Origin of the sequence: Kitasatospora sp. NPDC008050, from assembly GCF_042957465.1 — a bacterium.
Classification (GTDB): domain Bacteria; phylum Actinomycetota; class Actinomycetes; order Streptomycetales; family Streptomycetaceae; genus Kitasatospora.
This window is the reverse complement of the sequence record NZ_JBIBIJ010000015.1, coordinates 149,408-163,659: the sequence shown is the minus strand read 5'-3', so window position 1 is coordinate 163,659 and position 14,252 is coordinate 149,408. Positions and strand designations below refer to the sequence as shown.

Sequence of the window (14,252 nt, the reverse complement as noted above, 5' to 3'; positions counted from 1 at the left end):
TTACGGAGGAGACCCATGGAGATCCAGGTACTGGGCCCGCTCAGCGCACAGGCGACCGCCGGGTCCATCGTGCCCAGCGCGGGCAAGCCGCGGCAGATCCTCGCGCTGCTGGCGCTGCACGCCAATCAGGTGGTGCCGGCGCACACGCTGATGGAGGAGCTCTGGGACGCGGACATCCCGCGCAGCGGCCTGACCACCCTGCAGACCTACATCCTGCACCTGCGCCGGCTGCTGGGCAGCGCGCTCGGCCCCGACCCGGTGTTCGGCGCCAAGGACGTGCTGGCCACCCGGCACGGCGGCTACCTGCTGCACGTGCAGCCGGGCGGGGTGGACGTGCACGAGTACGACCGGCTCGCCGAGCTGGGCCGGGACGCCGCGGACGCCTGCGACGACGAGAGCGCGGCGCTGATCTACCGCGAGGCGCTGGCGGTCTGGCGCGGTCCGGCGCTGGTGGACGTCAAGGTCGGGCCGGTGCTGGAGATCGAGCTGGCCCGGCTGGAGGAGAGCCGGCTGCGGGTGCTGGAGCGGCGGATCGAGGCGGACCTGCGGCTGGGCCGGCACGCCGACCTGGTGGCCGAGCTGACCAGCCTGATCGTGCGCCACCCGCTGCACGAGGGGCTGCACGCGCAGTGCATGGCCGCGCTCTACCGCTCCGGCCGGCAGTGGCACGCGCTGGAGGTCTACCACAGCCTGCGCGGGCGTCTGGTCGAGGAGTTGGGGCTGGAGCCCTCGCAGCGGCTGCGCAAGCTGCACCAGGCGATCCTGGCCGCCGACCCGGTGCTGGACGTTCCGGTGATCGGGCAGCAGCCGATCCTGGACCTGTTCGCGGCCTGACCGCCGCGCCGCCCGGGCAGCCGCCCCATCGGCGCCCGGCGCGGCGGCTGCCCGGGCGGCGCCCTCGCGCCCGCTCCGCCGGATGCCGCCTGACCTGCGGGAAGGCCGCCGTGCGCCGGAGCGCCGAGCGCCTCCGGTTGCCGGGCCCCAGGCACCGCCGAACCATGGGAGAGGTGAGCGAGAAGCCCGGATACCTGCGCCACCCGCACCTGAGCGGCGAGCTGCTGACCCTGACCGCCGAGGACGACGTCTGGCTCGCCCCGCTCGACCCCGACGGGTCGTCAGGCCGCGCCTGGCGGGTCAGCTGCGACCGGACCCGGGTCAGCCACCCCCGGCTCTCCCCCGACGGGCGCACCATCGCCTGGACCAGCTGGGCCGCGCTCACCCCGGAGGTGTGGACGGCCCCGACCACCGGCGGCGAGTCGGTCCGGCTGAGCTACTTCGGCAGCCAGGACACCCGGGTGCGCGGCTGGCTGCCGAGCGGCGAGGTGCTCGCCGTCACCTCGTACCACGAACCGTTCGCCCACTACACCTGGGCCCGCGCCCTGCCACCGGACGGCGCGCCGGGCCGCCGGCTGCCCTTCGGCCCGGTCCGCGACGCGCACCTGACCGCCGGCCACACCCTGCTGCTGACCGGTGCCGCCCCGCACGAGCCCGCCGCCTGGAAGCGCTACCGGGGCGGCGCCACCGGGCGGCTCTGGCTGGACGGCGCGCAGCTGCTGCCCGAGCTGCCCGGGCACCTCTCCTCGCCGATGCTGGTCGAGGGCCCCGACGGCCCCCGGGTGGCGTTCCTCTCCGACCACGAGGGCATCGCCAACCTCTACTCCTGCGCGCTGGACGGCGCCGATCTGCGCCGGCACACCGACCACGCCACCTACTACGCCCGCGAGGCCGCCACCGACGGCCGCCGGGTGGTCTACCAGCACGCGGGCGACCTGTGGCTGCTGCAGAGCCTGGCGGCGCCCGGCCCGCGCCGCCTCTCGGTGCGCCTGGGCGGCTCCCGCACCGGGCGCCGCCCGTACCAGGTGAACGCCGCCCGGCACCTCAACGACCTGGTCTGCGACAGCACCGGACGGGCCGGGGTGGTCGGGGTGCGCGGCAGCCTGTACTGGCTCACCCACCGCGACGGCCCGACCAGGGCGCTGGCCGACACCCCCGGGGTGCGGGCCCGGCTGCCCGCGGTGCTCGGCCACACCGGGCAGGTCGCCTGGGTCACCGACGCCGAGGGCGAGGACGCCCTCGAACTGGCCGCGCTGCCCGGCAGCCAGAGCCAGCCGCCCGCGCGCCGGATCGCGGCGGGGCTGCTCGGCCGGGTGCTGGAGCTGGTCGCGAGCCCGGACGGGCAGAGCCTGGCGGTGGCCGCCGGTGACGGGCGGCTGCTGCTGGTGACCTGCGCCGACGGCTCGGTGCGCGAGCTGGCCAGGGCCGGCTACGGGCCGATCCGGGGTCCGGCCTTCTCGCCCGACTCCCGCTGGCTGGCCTGGTCGCAGCCGGTGGCCGGGCGCTCGCTGCGCCGGATCAGGCTGTTGTGCCTGGACAGCGCGCAGGCGCTGCCGCTGGACGTCACCGACGGGCGGTTCGAGGACGAGCAGCCGGTCTTCACCCGGGACGGGCGCTACCTGGTCTTCCTCTCCTGGCGCGGCTTCGACCCGGTGCACGACGTGCACACCGGCGACCTCTCGTTCCCGCTCGGCTGCCGCCCCTACCTGGTGCCGCTGGCCGCCGACACGCCCTCGCCGTTCGCCGCCCCGGTGGGCGACGAGGCCGACCCGGCGCCGGGCGACGGCAGCGTACTGGTGGACGTCGAGGGCCTGGGCGAGCGGCTGGTGCCGTTCCCGGTGATCGCCTCCAAGTACTCCACCCCCGCGCCGGTGCGCGGCGGCCTGCTCTGGCTGCGCTGGCCGATCTCCGGCACCCTGGGCGAGACCTTCGCCAGCCCCACCGACATCTCCGGACGCCCTGCCCTGGAGCACTTCGACCTGGCCACCGCCACCCGCAGCACCGTGCAGGAGCAGGTGGACGGCTACGCGGTGGCCGGGGACGGCTCGGCGGTCTCCACCTTCGCCTCCGGGGTGCTCAAGCTGCTGCCGCTGGGCGCCGGCGGCGGTGCGGTCACCGTGGACCTGCGCCGGATCACCCACACCGTGCACCCGGGCCCCGAGTGGTGCCAGGCCTACCACGAGGCGGCCCGGGTGGTGCGCGAGCAGTTCTGGGACCCGGCGCTGGGCGGCCTGGACTGGCCCACGCTGGTCGCCCAGTACGAGCCGCTGCTGGAGCGGATCGCCTCCCCCGACGACTTCGCCGACCTGCTGCGCGAACTCCTCGGCGAGCTGGGCACCTCGCACGCCTACGTCACCCCGGCCCGGCGCGGCGAGGGACCCGCCCCGGTGCAGCACGCGCTCGGGCTGCTCGGCGCCGGGGTGCACCAGGAGCCGGACGGGCGCTGGCTGCTGGACCGGGTACTGCTCGGCGAGTCCTCCGACCCGCGCGCCCGGGCCCCGCTGGCGGGCCACCAGGTGCGCGAGGGCGACGAGTTGGTGTCGATCGCGGGCCGCACCCCGGACCCGGTGCGCGGCCCCGCCCCGCTGCTGGCCGGGGCCGGCGGCAGCACCCTGGAAGTCGCCTTCCGGCGCGGGCCCGACGCGCCGGTGCGGCGGGTGGCGATCACCCCGCTGACCGACGAGCGGCCGCTGCGCTACCAGGACTGGGTGGCCAGACGCCGCACCCTGGTCCGGGAGTTCAGTGACGGGCTCTGCGGCTACCTGCACATCCCGGACCTCGGCGGCTCCGGCTGGGCGCAGTTCAACCGCGACCTGCGCCGCGAACTCGACCGCCCCGCCGTGGTGCTGGACGTGCGCGGGAACGCCGGCGGCAACGTCTCCGAACTGGTGCTGGAGAAGCTCAGCCGCCGGGTGCTCGCCTGGGACCACACCCGCGGCCGCCGCCCGGCCCGCTGGCCGCGCGACGCGCCGCGCGGGCCGGTGGTGGCACTGGCCGACGAGGCCACCAGCTCGGACGGGGACGTGATCATCGCCGCCGTCCAACTGCTGGGCCTGGGACCGGTGGTGGGGCGCCGGACCTGGGGCGGCGTGGTCGGCACCATCGGCCGGCACACGCTCGGCGACGGCACCCAGATCTCGGTGCCCGCCAACGCCTCCTGGTTCAGCGGCGGTTACGGCTTCGGCATGGAGAACCGGGGGGTGGAGCCGGACATCCCGGTGCTGCGCAGCCCCGCCGACTGGGCGGCCGGGCACAACACCGAGCTGGCCGAGGCGGTCCGGGTCGCCCTGGAGCTGCTGCACGCCCACCCGGCCGCCGCCCCGCCGCCGGCCGACACCCCGCACCCGGACCTGCGCCGACCGCCGCTGCCGCCGCGGGGGTGACCGCGGCGGGCGCTCGCCACAGCGGGCGGGGCGCATCCGGTCCTCGGATGCGCCCCGCCCGCTGTGGTTAGCTCTGCTGTGGTTCGCTCGGGTCTGGTTCGCTCGGGTCTGGTTCGCTCGGGTCTGGTTCGCTCTGCTGTCGATCGGCCGGGAGGGCTACTTCTCCCACTCGTGGCCGCCCTCGCTCTCCATGTCCGACTCGGCCTGCTGGATGTCGCTCTCGCCGCCCTGCTTCGCCCGGCCGGTCATGTTCCCCATGGCATCGGAGGCCGGATCCGGCATCTGCTGCTGAGCCTTGTCGGCGGCCTGCTGGCCGGCGTCGGTGGCCCGCCCCTTGGCGGTGTCCGCCATGTCGGTGGCCTTCTCGCTGTGGCCGCCGAGCATCTCCTTGATCCTGTCCATCATGCCCATGGCTCCTCCTCGCGGTTCGTCGACCAGGGCTGTCACCAACATGTCACCGCTCGCGCGCGGCCGCATTCGGAGGAGGTCGGGCGGGCCCGCGCTACTTCACCCAGGGCGCGGTGAACGCCTGCACGGCGGAACCGTCCTGGTCGGCGAGCTTCACGCCGGTGAAGGCGCGGGCGGCGTCGGAGGTCTGCACCCGGAAAGCGGGGTGCTCGGCGGTCAGCACCTCGATGATCGGGACGGCGGCCTGCTCGATGGTCTGCGCGGCGCCGAACGCGCCGAGGGCGTGCGACAGGTAAGCGGCGAACGCCGGCGCGTAGGGGCCCGGGGCCGGCTCCGCCGTCGGGTCGAAACCGACGTTGGCGACGAATTCACTGGCCACCGCGCCCGGCTCGACCACGCTCACCTTGACGCCCACGGTGGCGGCCACCGGCGCGAGCGACTCCATGAAGCCCTCCACCGCGAACTTGGCCGCGCAGTACGCCTCGTTGAACGGCTGGCCGACCACGCCGCCGACGCTGGTCACGGCGAGCAACCGGCCGCCACTGGCGCGCAGCAGCGGCATCGCGGCCCGGGTCACCTGGACCACGCCGAAGAAATTGACCTCCATGACGGCCCGGACGTCCTCGATCGTCTCCTCCTCGATCGTCCCGACGTGACCGGCCCCGGCGTTGTTGACCACCGCGTCCAGCCGCCCGTGGTCGGCGACGACCTGCGCCAGGCAGGTCTCGACGGAGGCCGGGTCGGTCACGTCCAGCACCCGGACCTCGACGAGGTCGCGCACGCCGGCGGCCTCGGCGGCCTTCAGCAGCGGACCGGACTTGGCGGTGTCACGCATCGTGGCCACGGCCCGCCAGCCCGCCTGAGCGGCGGCGATGGCGGTGGCCAGGCCGATGCCGGAGGAGGTGCCGGTGATCAGAACGGTCTTGGTGGCGGTCATCTGCCCATCCTTAATACTTATTAACCATAACTACCTGGCTTGATAACTATGCAGGCCGATGTTTTCCCTTGTCAAGCATCTCGGTAGACTGGTGTCATGCCTCCCGTGCCCTCGGATGAACTGACCTCGCAGGTCGTGGCCCTCTTCGCCGCGATCAACCGCCGCTACGCCCGGGAGTCCGAGGCCGCCGCCACCCCGTACGAGCTGACCCCGCTCCAGGCCAAGGCCCTGCTCGCGGCCGAGGAGCCGGTGGCGATGCGCCGGCTCGCGGAGTACCTGCACGCCGAACCGTCCAACGTGACGGCCATCGTCGACCGCCTGGAGGCGCGCGGCCTGGCCGAACGGCGCCCGAGCCCGGGCGACCGCCGGGTCAAACTGGTCGCGGCCACCGAGACGGGACTGACGGTGATCGCCGACCTGCGCGCCCGCATGCCCTTCGCCGGCCACCCCCTGAAGCCACTGAGCCAGGAGCAGCGCGAGACCCTGCGCGACCTGCTCTCACTGATGCTCGACGAGCAGCACTAGCCGCACGGGATTCACGACGGGGCGCCCGGCCGCTGCAACCACGGCAGCGTCGCCTCCCATTCGACGCCGCCGTTCACAGGGCGCAGGTAGACCCGGTCGCCGAGCCGTTCCATCAGGGTGCCGGCGCGGCGGTTCAGCGCGTCGTAGACCAACTCACCCTTGACAGTGGGCTCGTAGGCGTCGGCCGGCGGCTGGGCGCCGCCGGGGACGACCGTGGGGTACGCCGGCGCGAGGCGGATCATCGCCTCCGGACGCCCCCCGCAGCCGGCGGGACACGCACACTCGGGCAGCCCGCGGTCGAGCGACGGGGGGCGCCAGGTCTCGATGTGGCTGGCGGCCTGGGGCGTGAGGTCTGAGGTCATGGCGGTCCCCTGCTTCTCGCGCACCGACCGGGAAGAGAGTGCGCTCTGTAGTCGTTCCACTACAAGAATCGGCACCGAGTCCTAGGATCGATAGGGCTTGAACTTTGACGAAACTGACGCGTGGAAGGCCCGAGCAATCGTGGACGACATGGAAGTTGACGCGACGTCATCACAGGCAACGCGGTTCGGCCTGGAACTCCGCAGGTCACGCCGGGCCAGGGGCTGGTCGCAGATCGAGCTCGGGAGGCGCATGGGCTATTCGAACACCCTTGTTTCGTACATCGAAGGAGGGAAGCGTCCTCCAACAAGGAACTTCGCTGTTAAAGCCGACGAAGTGTTCGAGACGGACGGGAAGTTCGTCGAACTGTGGCGGCGATACACCCGCGCCGCCCTGCTGGAGGGCTTCGAGGAGTTCGCCGACTGCGAGCGGCGGTGCCGACGCCTGCGGACGTTCCAACTCGCGGTCGTCCCTGGCATCCTTCAAACTCCGGCATATGCCGCGGCAATGGAAGCAGCAGCCGTGCGGCGTGGCAGCATCACCCAGACGCAAGCCGACGAGCGCAGTGCCTTTCTCGCCACCCGGCAGCGACAAGTGCTCGACCGGAAGTCGCCGCCGGTCATCCAAGCGGTCATGGACGAGAGCTGCCTACTACGGCCGATCGGGGGGCGCTCGGTGATGATCGAACAACTGAATCACATCGAGGAGTTGGCAAGCCTCCCGCACATCACCATCCAAGTCGCGCCGCTCAGCCTCGCTGAGTACCGCCCGTTCCTCCTACCGGTCACCCTGTTGACCCTGCCGGATCGCACAGTCGTCGGCTACTCCGAATCACACCTGCGAGGCTTCCTGGAGCGAGGCCATGACACCGTCTCAGCTTGGGAGAGAGACTACGATCACCTCCAGGTGGAGTCGCTGTCCACAGGGGCTTCCCGAACCATGATCCACGCCGTGCGGAAGGAACTTCAATGAACATCGACCTGACCGACGCCCAATGGGTCAAGTCGCGGTACAGCGGCAATGGTGGCGAGTGCATCGAGATCGCCCCCAACTTCCCCGGCCTCGTCCCCGTGCGCGACTCGAAGAACCCGACCGGCCCCGCCCTCGCCTTCCCCGCCACCGCCTTCACCTCCTTCCTGGCAGCAGTGAAGCGCGGCGAGTTCGACACCATCTGATCCCCGTCGCTCGGAAGGAACGGGACGAGCCGGCCGTGATGTACGGCGACCCGACGGCGCCGGCCGACGCCTGGCACGACCTGACCACCTGCCTCGACCGCGCCCGCTCCACCGCCTGACGCGTCAGAGAGGGTGCGGTGCGCCGCTCCTGGAGCGTCAGCGTCAGGGACCGTGCGGCGGGCGGCGCGCCCCAGAGCCCGAACCGCCGCCCGCCAGCACGGCCTTCAGCTCCGCGAGCGATGCCTCCAGGACCTGGGTGATGCTCGGCTCGCCGGGCCCGTTGATCCACTGCTCGAAGCCGATCCGGAACACCGCTATCCCCGCCTCCGCGGCCAGGCCCGCCGCCGGATCGCCCACGCCGCGCCCGCGCAGCGCCTCGGCGAGCGCGGCGCCGAGCGAGGCGAGCTTGATCAGCTCGCGCTCCTGGAGCTCGGCATTGGCGGCGATGACGCTCTGGCGGAGCCGGGCGCCGTCGTGACGCTCCTCGAACATGGCACCGGCGGCCCGCAGCGCCGCGGCGACCGCGTCGATCGGGGCGGCGGAGTCGGGCGCATCCGTGGCGGCGCCCACCATGAGCTCGCGCAGGGTGCCCGCGCCGCCGAACAGGACCTCGCGCTTGTCGGCGAAGTGCCGGAAGAACGTCCGCTCGGTCAGCCCCGCCCGTGCGGCGATCTCCGCGACGGTGGTCTGCACGTATCCGCGCTCGACATAGAGCTCCAGAGCCGCCTGCTCCAGCCGGCCTCGTGCGTTCGGCTCCCATCGACCCATGGGGCAGATCATACGTGATGACATCCACTGACATCAGGGCTACGCTGGTGATGTCAGCAAATGACATCACCTGTTTCGCCACAGGCCTGTCCTGCGCCGCGAGGCAGCCCAGCACCTGGAGGTTCCCCATGCGCGTGTTCGTCACCGGCGCGTCCGGCTGGCTCGGTTCGGCCGTCGTTCCCGAACTCATCGACGCGGGTCACCAAGTCGTCGGCCTGGCCCGCTCCGAGGAGTCGGCCGCCACCCTCACCAAGACCGGTGCCGAGACGCTGCGCGGCACGCTCGACGATCTCGACGTCCTGCGCGATGCCGCCGCCGCCTGCGACGGCGTGCTCCACCTCGCGTTCAAGCACGACATCGCCTTCTCCGGCGACTTCCAGGGCGCCGCCGAGGCGGACCGCCGCGCCGTCGACACCTTCGGCGAGGCGCTCGCCGGCTCCGACCGTCCGTTCGTCATCGCCTCCGGCCTGCTCGGAGTCAGCCCGGGCCAGGTGGCGACCGAACGCGACGGCCACGAGCTCCACGGCACCCCGCCGACCGGCCTGGAGATCCGCCACGCCACCGCCGAGGCGACCCTCGCGCTGGCCTCCCGCGGCGTGCGCTCGTCCGTCCTGCGGCTGCCCCCGACCTGCCACGGCGAGGGGGACGGCGGCTTCGTGCCGTCCCTGATCGGCGTCGCCCGCGCCAAGGGCGTCTCCGCGTACGTCGGCGACGGCTCCAACCGCTGGCCCGCCGTGCACCGGCTCGACGCCGCCCACCTGTTCCGCCTCGCCCTGGAGCAGGCCCCGGCAGGCTCGACCCTGCACGCGGTCGCGGACCCGGGCGTGCCGTTCCGCAGCATCGCCGAGCTGATCGGGAAGCACCTGGACATCCCGGTGACCGCCATCTCCCCCGATCAGGCCACCGGCCACTTCGGCTTCCTGGGAGCCCTCGCCGCCCTCGACAGCCCGGCCTCCGCCGACCTGACCCGCACCCAACTCGCCTGGCAGCCCACCCGCTCCAACCTGCTGGACGACCTCGACCAGGGCCACTACTTCCGCACCCCGTCCGCCTGACCGGACGCCACGCTGCGGCCTGCCCGTGGGGCAGGCCGCAGCGTGAGCACGCTCAGGAGCGCACGGCTCGGGCCGCGACGCCCGCGGCGCGCAGCCTGCGGGCGAGCAGCTCGATCTCGGGCATGGTCCCTGTGTACTGCCCCGATCGCAGGGCCTGGAGCGCTCCTCGGGCCTGACTCAGGTCGAGGTCCGATCCCGCCCGGATCACCTTCATGACGACCGCCGCCCGGGCATCCGGCCGTGGGAGATCGACGTGGCCGGGACCGCACTCGCCGATCAACCGCTCGCGCAGATCGTCCGGGATGCCCCCGCTCCCGCAGCTTGCCGAGGGACCGCAGGCAGGGCAGTCCGCCTCGATGCTCCACTCCAGGCGTTCGCGGACCAGAACCTGCCCGCCCCAGCACGCGGCTTCACCGCCGCAGACCGGGCAGGCTCCGGCGAAGCGGATGTAGTCGCCGACGATGTCCTGATCCATCCGCGCCCTTCCCGGGACCGGTACCTCCGGCCCAGGTGTGAGTATGGCCCGCCCCACCCCGTGACGCTCGCCGCTCCCGGTTCCAGGTGGCCGGTGAAGCGCTGCGAGTAGCCGGCGTCGAACCGGTCGACCGGGCGGCCCGGGGCCTGTCGGCCTCAGTCGCGCACCTGCACGCCGAGTGCCTGGGCGAACTGCGGGGCCAGCTCGATCAGCTGCGCCGAGGAGATCAGCGCGCCGCGCAGCCCCTCGTGACCGTCGGGCAGCAGCAGCCGGCTCGCCCCGCGCAGGTCGGTCTTGGCCAGCGTGGCGCCGCCGAACCGCACCTCCTCCAGCGAGCTGCCGGGGAAGGTGACCCCGGTCAGCTTCGCGCCGCCGAAGTCCACGTCCCGCAGCTGGCAGTCCTCGAAGACCACCTCGCGCAGCACGGCCCCACGCAGGTTGACCGACTCCAGCTTGCACTGGCGCAGCGTCACCCGGCGCAGCTGCGCCCCGTACGCCGAGATCCCGGCGAGCAGCCCGCCCACTGCGGTGACGTCCTGCCACTCGCTCTCCACCAGTTCGCAGGCCACCAGGCGGAAGCGTTCCAGCAGGACCTCGGTGAGGCGGGCCTGGCGCAGCTTCACCTCGGTGAGCGTGACGTCGGTGAAGGCGCACTCCAGGAAGAGCGTGCCGCCGGCCTGCTCGCCCTCGAAGGTGAGGCCGTCGAAGTGCACCGTGTCGTAGCGGTTGTCCCGGCGCAGCGGTCCGGTGTGCGGCTGGAGCAGGTGCGCGTAGGGCAGGTCGGCGAGTGACACGGAAGGCTCCTCAGCGGAGGGACAAAAGGGTCACGGAATCCTCGCAGGCGACGCTGACAACGCCCCGCCCCGCCCCGCCCTCACCCCACCGCCGGCCGGCTGTGCAGCCACACCCCCACCGCGATCGCCGCCGCCGCGACCAGCCCGGCCGCCAGCACCCCCCACTCCCCGGCCGCGGTGCAGGCCAGCACCGCGAGGGCGGCCACCGGCAGCACCCACTGCGCCGCCCCGGTCTTGCTGTGCCGCGAGTGCAGCGCCCAGACGGTGGCCAGGTAGAGCGCGGCGGGCACGGTCACCGCGGCGGTGGCGGCGACGGCGGAGATGTGTGCCTTGCCCACCGCGTACTCGACGGCCACCTCCAGCCCGGCACCGATCGCGGCCGCCGATCCGAAGATCAGATAGTGGCCGTATCCCCAGAGGAAGGCCTGCCGGTTGGAGCGCAGATGCTCGTGGATCGGCGCGGCGAAGTAGATCCACCAGGCCGCGAAGCAGATCAGGATGCCGCCGATCGCGATCGGGATCAGCTTGCCCAGCGCCTCGTGCTCGTCCACCGCGCTCTGCACCGCCACGGTGGCTGCCGAGACCGTCTCGCCGAGCACGATCAGCGTGAAGAGCCCGTAGCGCTCGGCGATGTGGTGCGGGTGCCAGGCGCTCTGCACCTGCCGCTCGGCGAACGCCGGCACCGACAGTTCGGCGATCACCCCCAGCGGCAGCACCCACGGGATCACCGGGCTCGGCAGGAACAGCACCACCACCCAGCCGGCCTGGACCAGCGCGATCCCGGCCGCGTAGCGGCGCGTCATGGAGCGCGCCGCGCCGCTCTCCCCGCGCGAGGCGCGCAGCCACTGGGTGACCAGCGCCAGGCGCATCACCAGGTAGCCGAGCACGCCGAGGGTGAAGTCCCGGTTCAGGAACATCCGCGGGATCCCGGCCGCCAGGATCAGCGCGCCGGTGATCTGGAGCAGCGTGGTGAGCCGGTACGGCACGTCGTCGCAGTCGTAGGCGGAGGCGAACCAGGTGAAGTTCATCCAGGCCCACCAGACCGCGAAGAAGACCAGCAGGTAGCCGAGGAGGGCCACCCGCAGGTGCCCCTCGCCCAGCGCGGTTGCCAGTTGGCGTCCGCCCTGGGCGACCGCGACCACGAAGCAGAGGTCGAAGAAGAGTTCCAGCGAGGTGGCGGTGCGGTGCGCCTCGCCCCGGCTGCGCGGCACCATGCGCCGCACCACGGGGTCCCGCGCGGCGCCGCCCTGCTCGGCGGCCTCGGCGCTCATCGGACGGCTCCTGCTCGGTTCCCCCGGACCCCGGGTACGGCTTCTCCGGTCATCGCTGCGCCACTCCCAACACGCTCGACACTCCCAACACGCTCGGCTTTCCCGGCCGATCGTGGCAGCCGACGGTGGTCCGCGCACGCACCGCGACGGCACGCCACCGGGAAGCGTCACCTGGCCCGCGCAACCGCCCCGCCGGCTACCGCCCGGCGGTCAAGGAGAGTTGACGAAGCAGTGCGCGAACCGGGTGACAGCGTCCCCACCGCCACGCCCGCCTGGGGTGTCGCGTGGTGCGATCGCCCCGAATGTCCGGATAGATTCCCTCCCAGGGAAACAGCGAGAAAGGCGTCCTGCGGGCAACGCGGAAGGTCAAGGCCGGTACGGCAGCGGCGGGGAAGGCACACCCCCGCCGGTCCGCACCGGCCTCGTGATCACCGCGCTGCCCGACAGCGCGCCGCTCTGACCATCACTCAGTCCTACTTCTGCCAGCCGACCTTCGTGTAGTCGATGTCCGCCAGACCGGCGGCCCCATAGTTGGCCAGGCCCTTGCGGAACGCGGTCACCTGCGGTCGCTGGTAGATCTCCAGGGTGTGGCCCAGCTCCCAGATCTTGGCGTCCGCCTGGTTGTAGAGCTTCGCGGCGGCGGCCGGGTCCAGGGTGGAGGCGGCCTGCTTGAGCAGACCGTCGATCTCCGGCGTGCTCAGCTTGGAGAAGTTCTGGTAGACGTTGTCGCCGCTGGGCATCTGGTAGTTCGGAATGGCCACCGAGGGCGGGAAGGACCCGGTGTTGCGCCAGCTCGCGAGGTCGAACTTGCCGACGTTGATGTACTTCTCGCTGTAGTCGTTGTCCGGCACCCGGTCGACGTCGAGCTTCACCCCGACCTGCGCCAGCATGTTCTGGGTCGCGGTGGCGATGTCGACCGCCTGCTGCGGGGAGCCCTGCGGCATGACGTAGTGCAGCTCCAGCTGCTGCCCGTCCTTGGTGCGCGTCCTGCCGGACCCGGCGTCCTGCCACCCGGCCTGGGTGAGCAGCTGCTTGGCGGCGGCCGGGTCGAACTTGCCCCACTCGCCGGAGTTGTCCTGGTAGCCGGCCTGGTTGGTCATCAGGATGTGGTTGCCCAGCGCCGGGAAGACCACCGGAACGCCCTTGCTGGCCACCTGGATCAGCGCGTTGCGGTCGATCGCCTTGCCCAGCGCCTGGCGGACCTTCTGGTCGGCCAGCGCACCGTTGGAGCCGAACGAGATGTGCACCTCGTCCCACGGCCCGGCGGTGCGGATCACCGCGTTCGAGTCGGCCTTGAGCTGGCTGTAGGCGTCCGCGCGGCCGGCGCTCGCGTAGTCGATCTCGTTGTTCAGGAAGGCCTGGGTGATCGCCGAGGAGGACAGCACCCGGTAGACGAACTTGTCCAACTTGGGCTTCTGGCCCCACCAGTTGGGGTCGGGCACCACGGTGAGGGTCTGCGCGGCCTTGTCCTGCGAGCCGAGCTTGAAGGCCCCGCCGGTGATCGGGATCTGGTCGATCCAGCCCTTGTTGAACTGGTCCGGGGTGGAGATCCCGGCGGCCGGCAGCAGCGGGTAGAACAGGTTCTGCCAGTCGGCGAACGGCTTGTCGAAGGTGACCTTGACCTGGGTCGGGTCGTCACCCTGGGAGACGTCGCTGATCTGGTCGTAGCCGGCGGTGGTGGCCACGTTGAAGGCCGGGTTCTTGCCGTTGGCGGCCTGCCACTGGGCCTTGAAGTCCAGGTAGCTGAGCGCCTTGCCGTCCGACCAGTGCGCCTTGGGGTTGAGCTTGTAGAGCACTACCTGCGGCGAGGTGGAGACCACGGTCGCGGACTGCAGGAAGTCCGGGACCGGCTGGAAGGTGCCGCTGGCGTCGATCCGGAAGAGCATCGGCTCGACCATCTTCATGATCTCGACCGAGTCGCCGTAGGTGCCGTCCACCTGCAGCGGGTTCCACTGGTCGATCCACTGCTGCAGCGGCTCGCGGAACTCGCCGCCGTCCTTGACGTTGTCCAGCGGCTGCGGGTTGATGTCCTCCGCGTTGAGCTTGGGCACGGCGCTCGGCGCCGCCTGCGAACCCGATCCCGAGCCGCTGGAGCCGCAGCCGGTGATCACCATGGCGAGCGCGGCGACCGGGACCATCGACCGCAGGAGCCGCGAACGGGTGCGGCCGGGCCGCTGGGTGGCATCCATGGAGGGTTCTCCTCAGGCATCAGGGGTGGATCGGGCTGCGCGGGACGGATCGGGTGTGCGGATCGGTGTGCGGCAGCC

The 14,252-nt window shown here is 72.4% G+C and carries 14 protein-coding genes; 6 read left to right on the top strand and 8 right to left on the bottom strand.

The window, feature by feature from the left end:
* Window positions 1-15 precede the first annotated feature (15 nt).
* A complete protein-coding gene (locus tag ACFZB9_RS26520) occupies window positions 16-834 on the top strand; it encodes a BTAD domain-containing putative transcriptional regulator (RefSeq protein ID WP_391451137.1) in 819 nt (272 codons plus the stop codon).
* Between the two features lie 164 nt (window positions 835-998).
* Window positions 999-4,217, top strand: a complete 3,219-nt coding sequence (locus tag ACFZB9_RS26515; RefSeq protein ID WP_391451135.1) for a S41 family peptidase — start codon at window positions 999-1,001, stop codon at window positions 4,215-4,217.
* 156 nt (window positions 4,218-4,373) lie between these two features.
* Here ACFZB9_RS26515 and ACFZB9_RS26510 read toward each other — a convergent pair whose 3' ends face one another.
* A complete protein-coding gene (locus ACFZB9_RS26510; RefSeq protein WP_391451133.1) occupies window positions 4,374-4,622 on the bottom strand; it encodes a hypothetical protein in 249 nt (82 codons plus the stop codon).
* A 97-nt stretch (window positions 4,623-4,719) separates the two neighbouring features.
* The gene (locus tag ACFZB9_RS26505; protein ID WP_391451131.1) at window positions 4,720-5,562 is read right to left on the bottom strand and encodes an SDR family oxidoreductase; all 843 of its coding nucleotides are present in this window, start codon (window positions 5,560-5,562) and stop codon (window positions 4,720-4,722) included.
* 96 nt (window positions 5,563-5,658) lie between these two features.
* On the opposite strand from ACFZB9_RS26505, the gene ACFZB9_RS26500 reads away from it, so the two are divergent.
* Window positions 5,659-6,087, top strand: coding sequence for a MarR family winged helix-turn-helix transcriptional regulator (locus ACFZB9_RS26500; RefSeq protein ID WP_391451129.1), 429 nt, complete (start codon window positions 5,659-5,661; stop codon window positions 6,085-6,087).
* Window positions 6,088-6,098: 11 nt separating this feature from the next.
* Here the strand turns inward: ACFZB9_RS26500 and ACFZB9_RS26495 are convergent, their stop codons facing one another.
* Entirely contained in the window at window positions 6,099-6,449 is a 351-nt protein-coding gene (locus tag ACFZB9_RS26495; protein WP_391451127.1) for a hypothetical protein, read from the bottom strand.
* A gap of 97 nt (window positions 6,450-6,546) precedes the next feature.
* Between ACFZB9_RS26495 and ACFZB9_RS26490 the strand changes: the two genes are divergently transcribed.
* Complete coding sequence (locus ACFZB9_RS26490; RefSeq protein WP_391451125.1) at window positions 6,547-7,419, top strand: Scr1 family TA system antitoxin-like transcriptional regulator; 873 nt, start codon at window positions 6,547-6,549, stop codon at window positions 7,417-7,419.
* A complete protein-coding gene (locus ACFZB9_RS26485) occupies window positions 7,416-7,622 on the top strand; it encodes a DUF397 domain-containing protein (RefSeq protein ID WP_391451124.1) in 207 nt (68 codons plus the stop codon). Before ACFZB9_RS26490 ends, ACFZB9_RS26485 begins: the two co-directional genes overlap by 4 nt.
* 162 nt (window positions 7,623-7,784) lie before the next feature.
* On the opposite strand, the gene ACFZB9_RS26480 is transcribed toward ACFZB9_RS26485, so the two are convergent.
* Window positions 7,785-8,390 (bottom strand): TetR/AcrR family transcriptional regulator, encoded by a 606-nt coding sequence (locus tag ACFZB9_RS26480; protein ID WP_391451123.1) that lies wholly within the window; start codon window positions 8,388-8,390, stop codon window positions 7,785-7,787.
* Between the two features lie 128 nt (window positions 8,391-8,518).
* On the opposite strand from ACFZB9_RS26480, the gene ACFZB9_RS26475 reads away from it, so the two are divergent.
* Entirely contained in the window at window positions 8,519-9,445 is a 927-nt protein-coding gene (locus ACFZB9_RS26475; protein ID WP_391451121.1) for an SDR family oxidoreductase, read from the top strand.
* Window positions 9,446-9,497: 52 nt separating this feature from the next.
* Here the strand turns inward: ACFZB9_RS26475 and ACFZB9_RS26470 are convergent, their stop codons facing one another.
* The 4 genes from ACFZB9_RS26470 to ACFZB9_RS26455 form a co-directional block, all read right to left on the bottom strand.
* Window positions 9,498-9,920, bottom strand: a complete 423-nt coding sequence (locus ACFZB9_RS26470) for a hypothetical protein (RefSeq protein WP_391451120.1) — start codon at window positions 9,918-9,920, stop codon at window positions 9,498-9,500.
* Between the two features lie 155 nt (window positions 9,921-10,075).
* The gene (locus ACFZB9_RS26465) at window positions 10,076-10,714 is read right to left on the bottom strand and encodes a pentapeptide repeat-containing protein (protein ID WP_391451119.1); all 639 of its coding nucleotides are present in this window, start codon (window positions 10,712-10,714) and stop codon (window positions 10,076-10,078) included.
* A gap of 80 nt (window positions 10,715-10,794) precedes the next feature.
* A complete protein-coding gene (locus ACFZB9_RS26460) occupies window positions 10,795-11,985 on the bottom strand; it encodes a low temperature requirement protein A (RefSeq protein ID WP_391451117.1) in 1,191 nt (396 codons plus the stop codon).
* A gap of 473 nt (window positions 11,986-12,458) precedes the next feature.
* Window positions 12,459-14,174, bottom strand: coding sequence for an ABC transporter family substrate-binding protein (locus ACFZB9_RS26455; RefSeq protein ID WP_391451115.1), 1,716 nt, complete (start codon window positions 14,172-14,174; stop codon window positions 12,459-12,461).
* Between the last annotated feature and the right edge of the window lie 78 nt (window positions 14,175-14,252).

Excerpts from the sequence above, each read along its gene's own strand:
- ACFZB9_RS26520 (WP_391451137.1), top strand. The coding sequence starts at position 16 with ATGGAGATCCAGGTACTGGGCCCGCTCAGCGCACAGGCGACCGCCGGG.
- ACFZB9_RS26515 (WP_391451135.1), top strand. The coding sequence starts at position 999 with ATGGGAGAGGTGAGCGAGAAGCCCGGATACCTGCGCCACCCGCACCTG.
- ACFZB9_RS26510 (WP_391451133.1), bottom strand. The coding sequence starts at position 4,622 with ATGATGGACAGGATCAAGGAGATGCTCGGCGGCCACAGCGAGAAGGCC.
- ACFZB9_RS26505 (WP_391451131.1), bottom strand. The coding sequence starts at position 5,562 with ATGACCGCCACCAAGACCGTTCTGATCACCGGCACCTCCTCCGGCATC.
- ACFZB9_RS26500 (WP_391451129.1), top strand. The coding sequence starts at position 5,659 with ATGCCTCCCGTGCCCTCGGATGAACTGACCTCGCAGGTCGTGGCCCTC.
- ACFZB9_RS26495 (WP_391451127.1), bottom strand. The coding sequence starts at position 6,449 with ATGACCTCAGACCTCACGCCCCAGGCCGCCAGCCACATCGAGACCTGG.
- ACFZB9_RS26485 (WP_391451124.1), top strand. The coding sequence starts at position 7,416 with ATGAACATCGACCTGACCGACGCCCAATGGGTCAAGTCGCGGTACAGC.
- ACFZB9_RS26480 (WP_391451123.1), bottom strand. The coding sequence starts at position 8,390 with ATGGGTCGATGGGAGCCGAACGCACGAGGCCGGCTGGAGCAGGCGGCT.
- ACFZB9_RS26475 (WP_391451121.1), top strand. The coding sequence starts at position 8,519 with ATGCGCGTGTTCGTCACCGGCGCGTCCGGCTGGCTCGGTTCGGCCGTC.
- ACFZB9_RS26470 (WP_391451120.1), bottom strand. The coding sequence starts at position 9,920 with ATGGATCAGGACATCGTCGGCGACTACATCCGCTTCGCCGGAGCCTGC.
- ACFZB9_RS26460 (WP_391451117.1), bottom strand. The coding sequence starts at position 11,985 with ATGAGCGCCGAGGCCGCCGAGCAGGGCGGCGCCGCGCGGGACCCCGTG.
- ACFZB9_RS26455 (WP_391451115.1), bottom strand. The coding sequence starts at position 14,174 with ATGGATGCCACCCAGCGGCCCGGCCGCACCCGTTCGCGGCTCCTGCGG.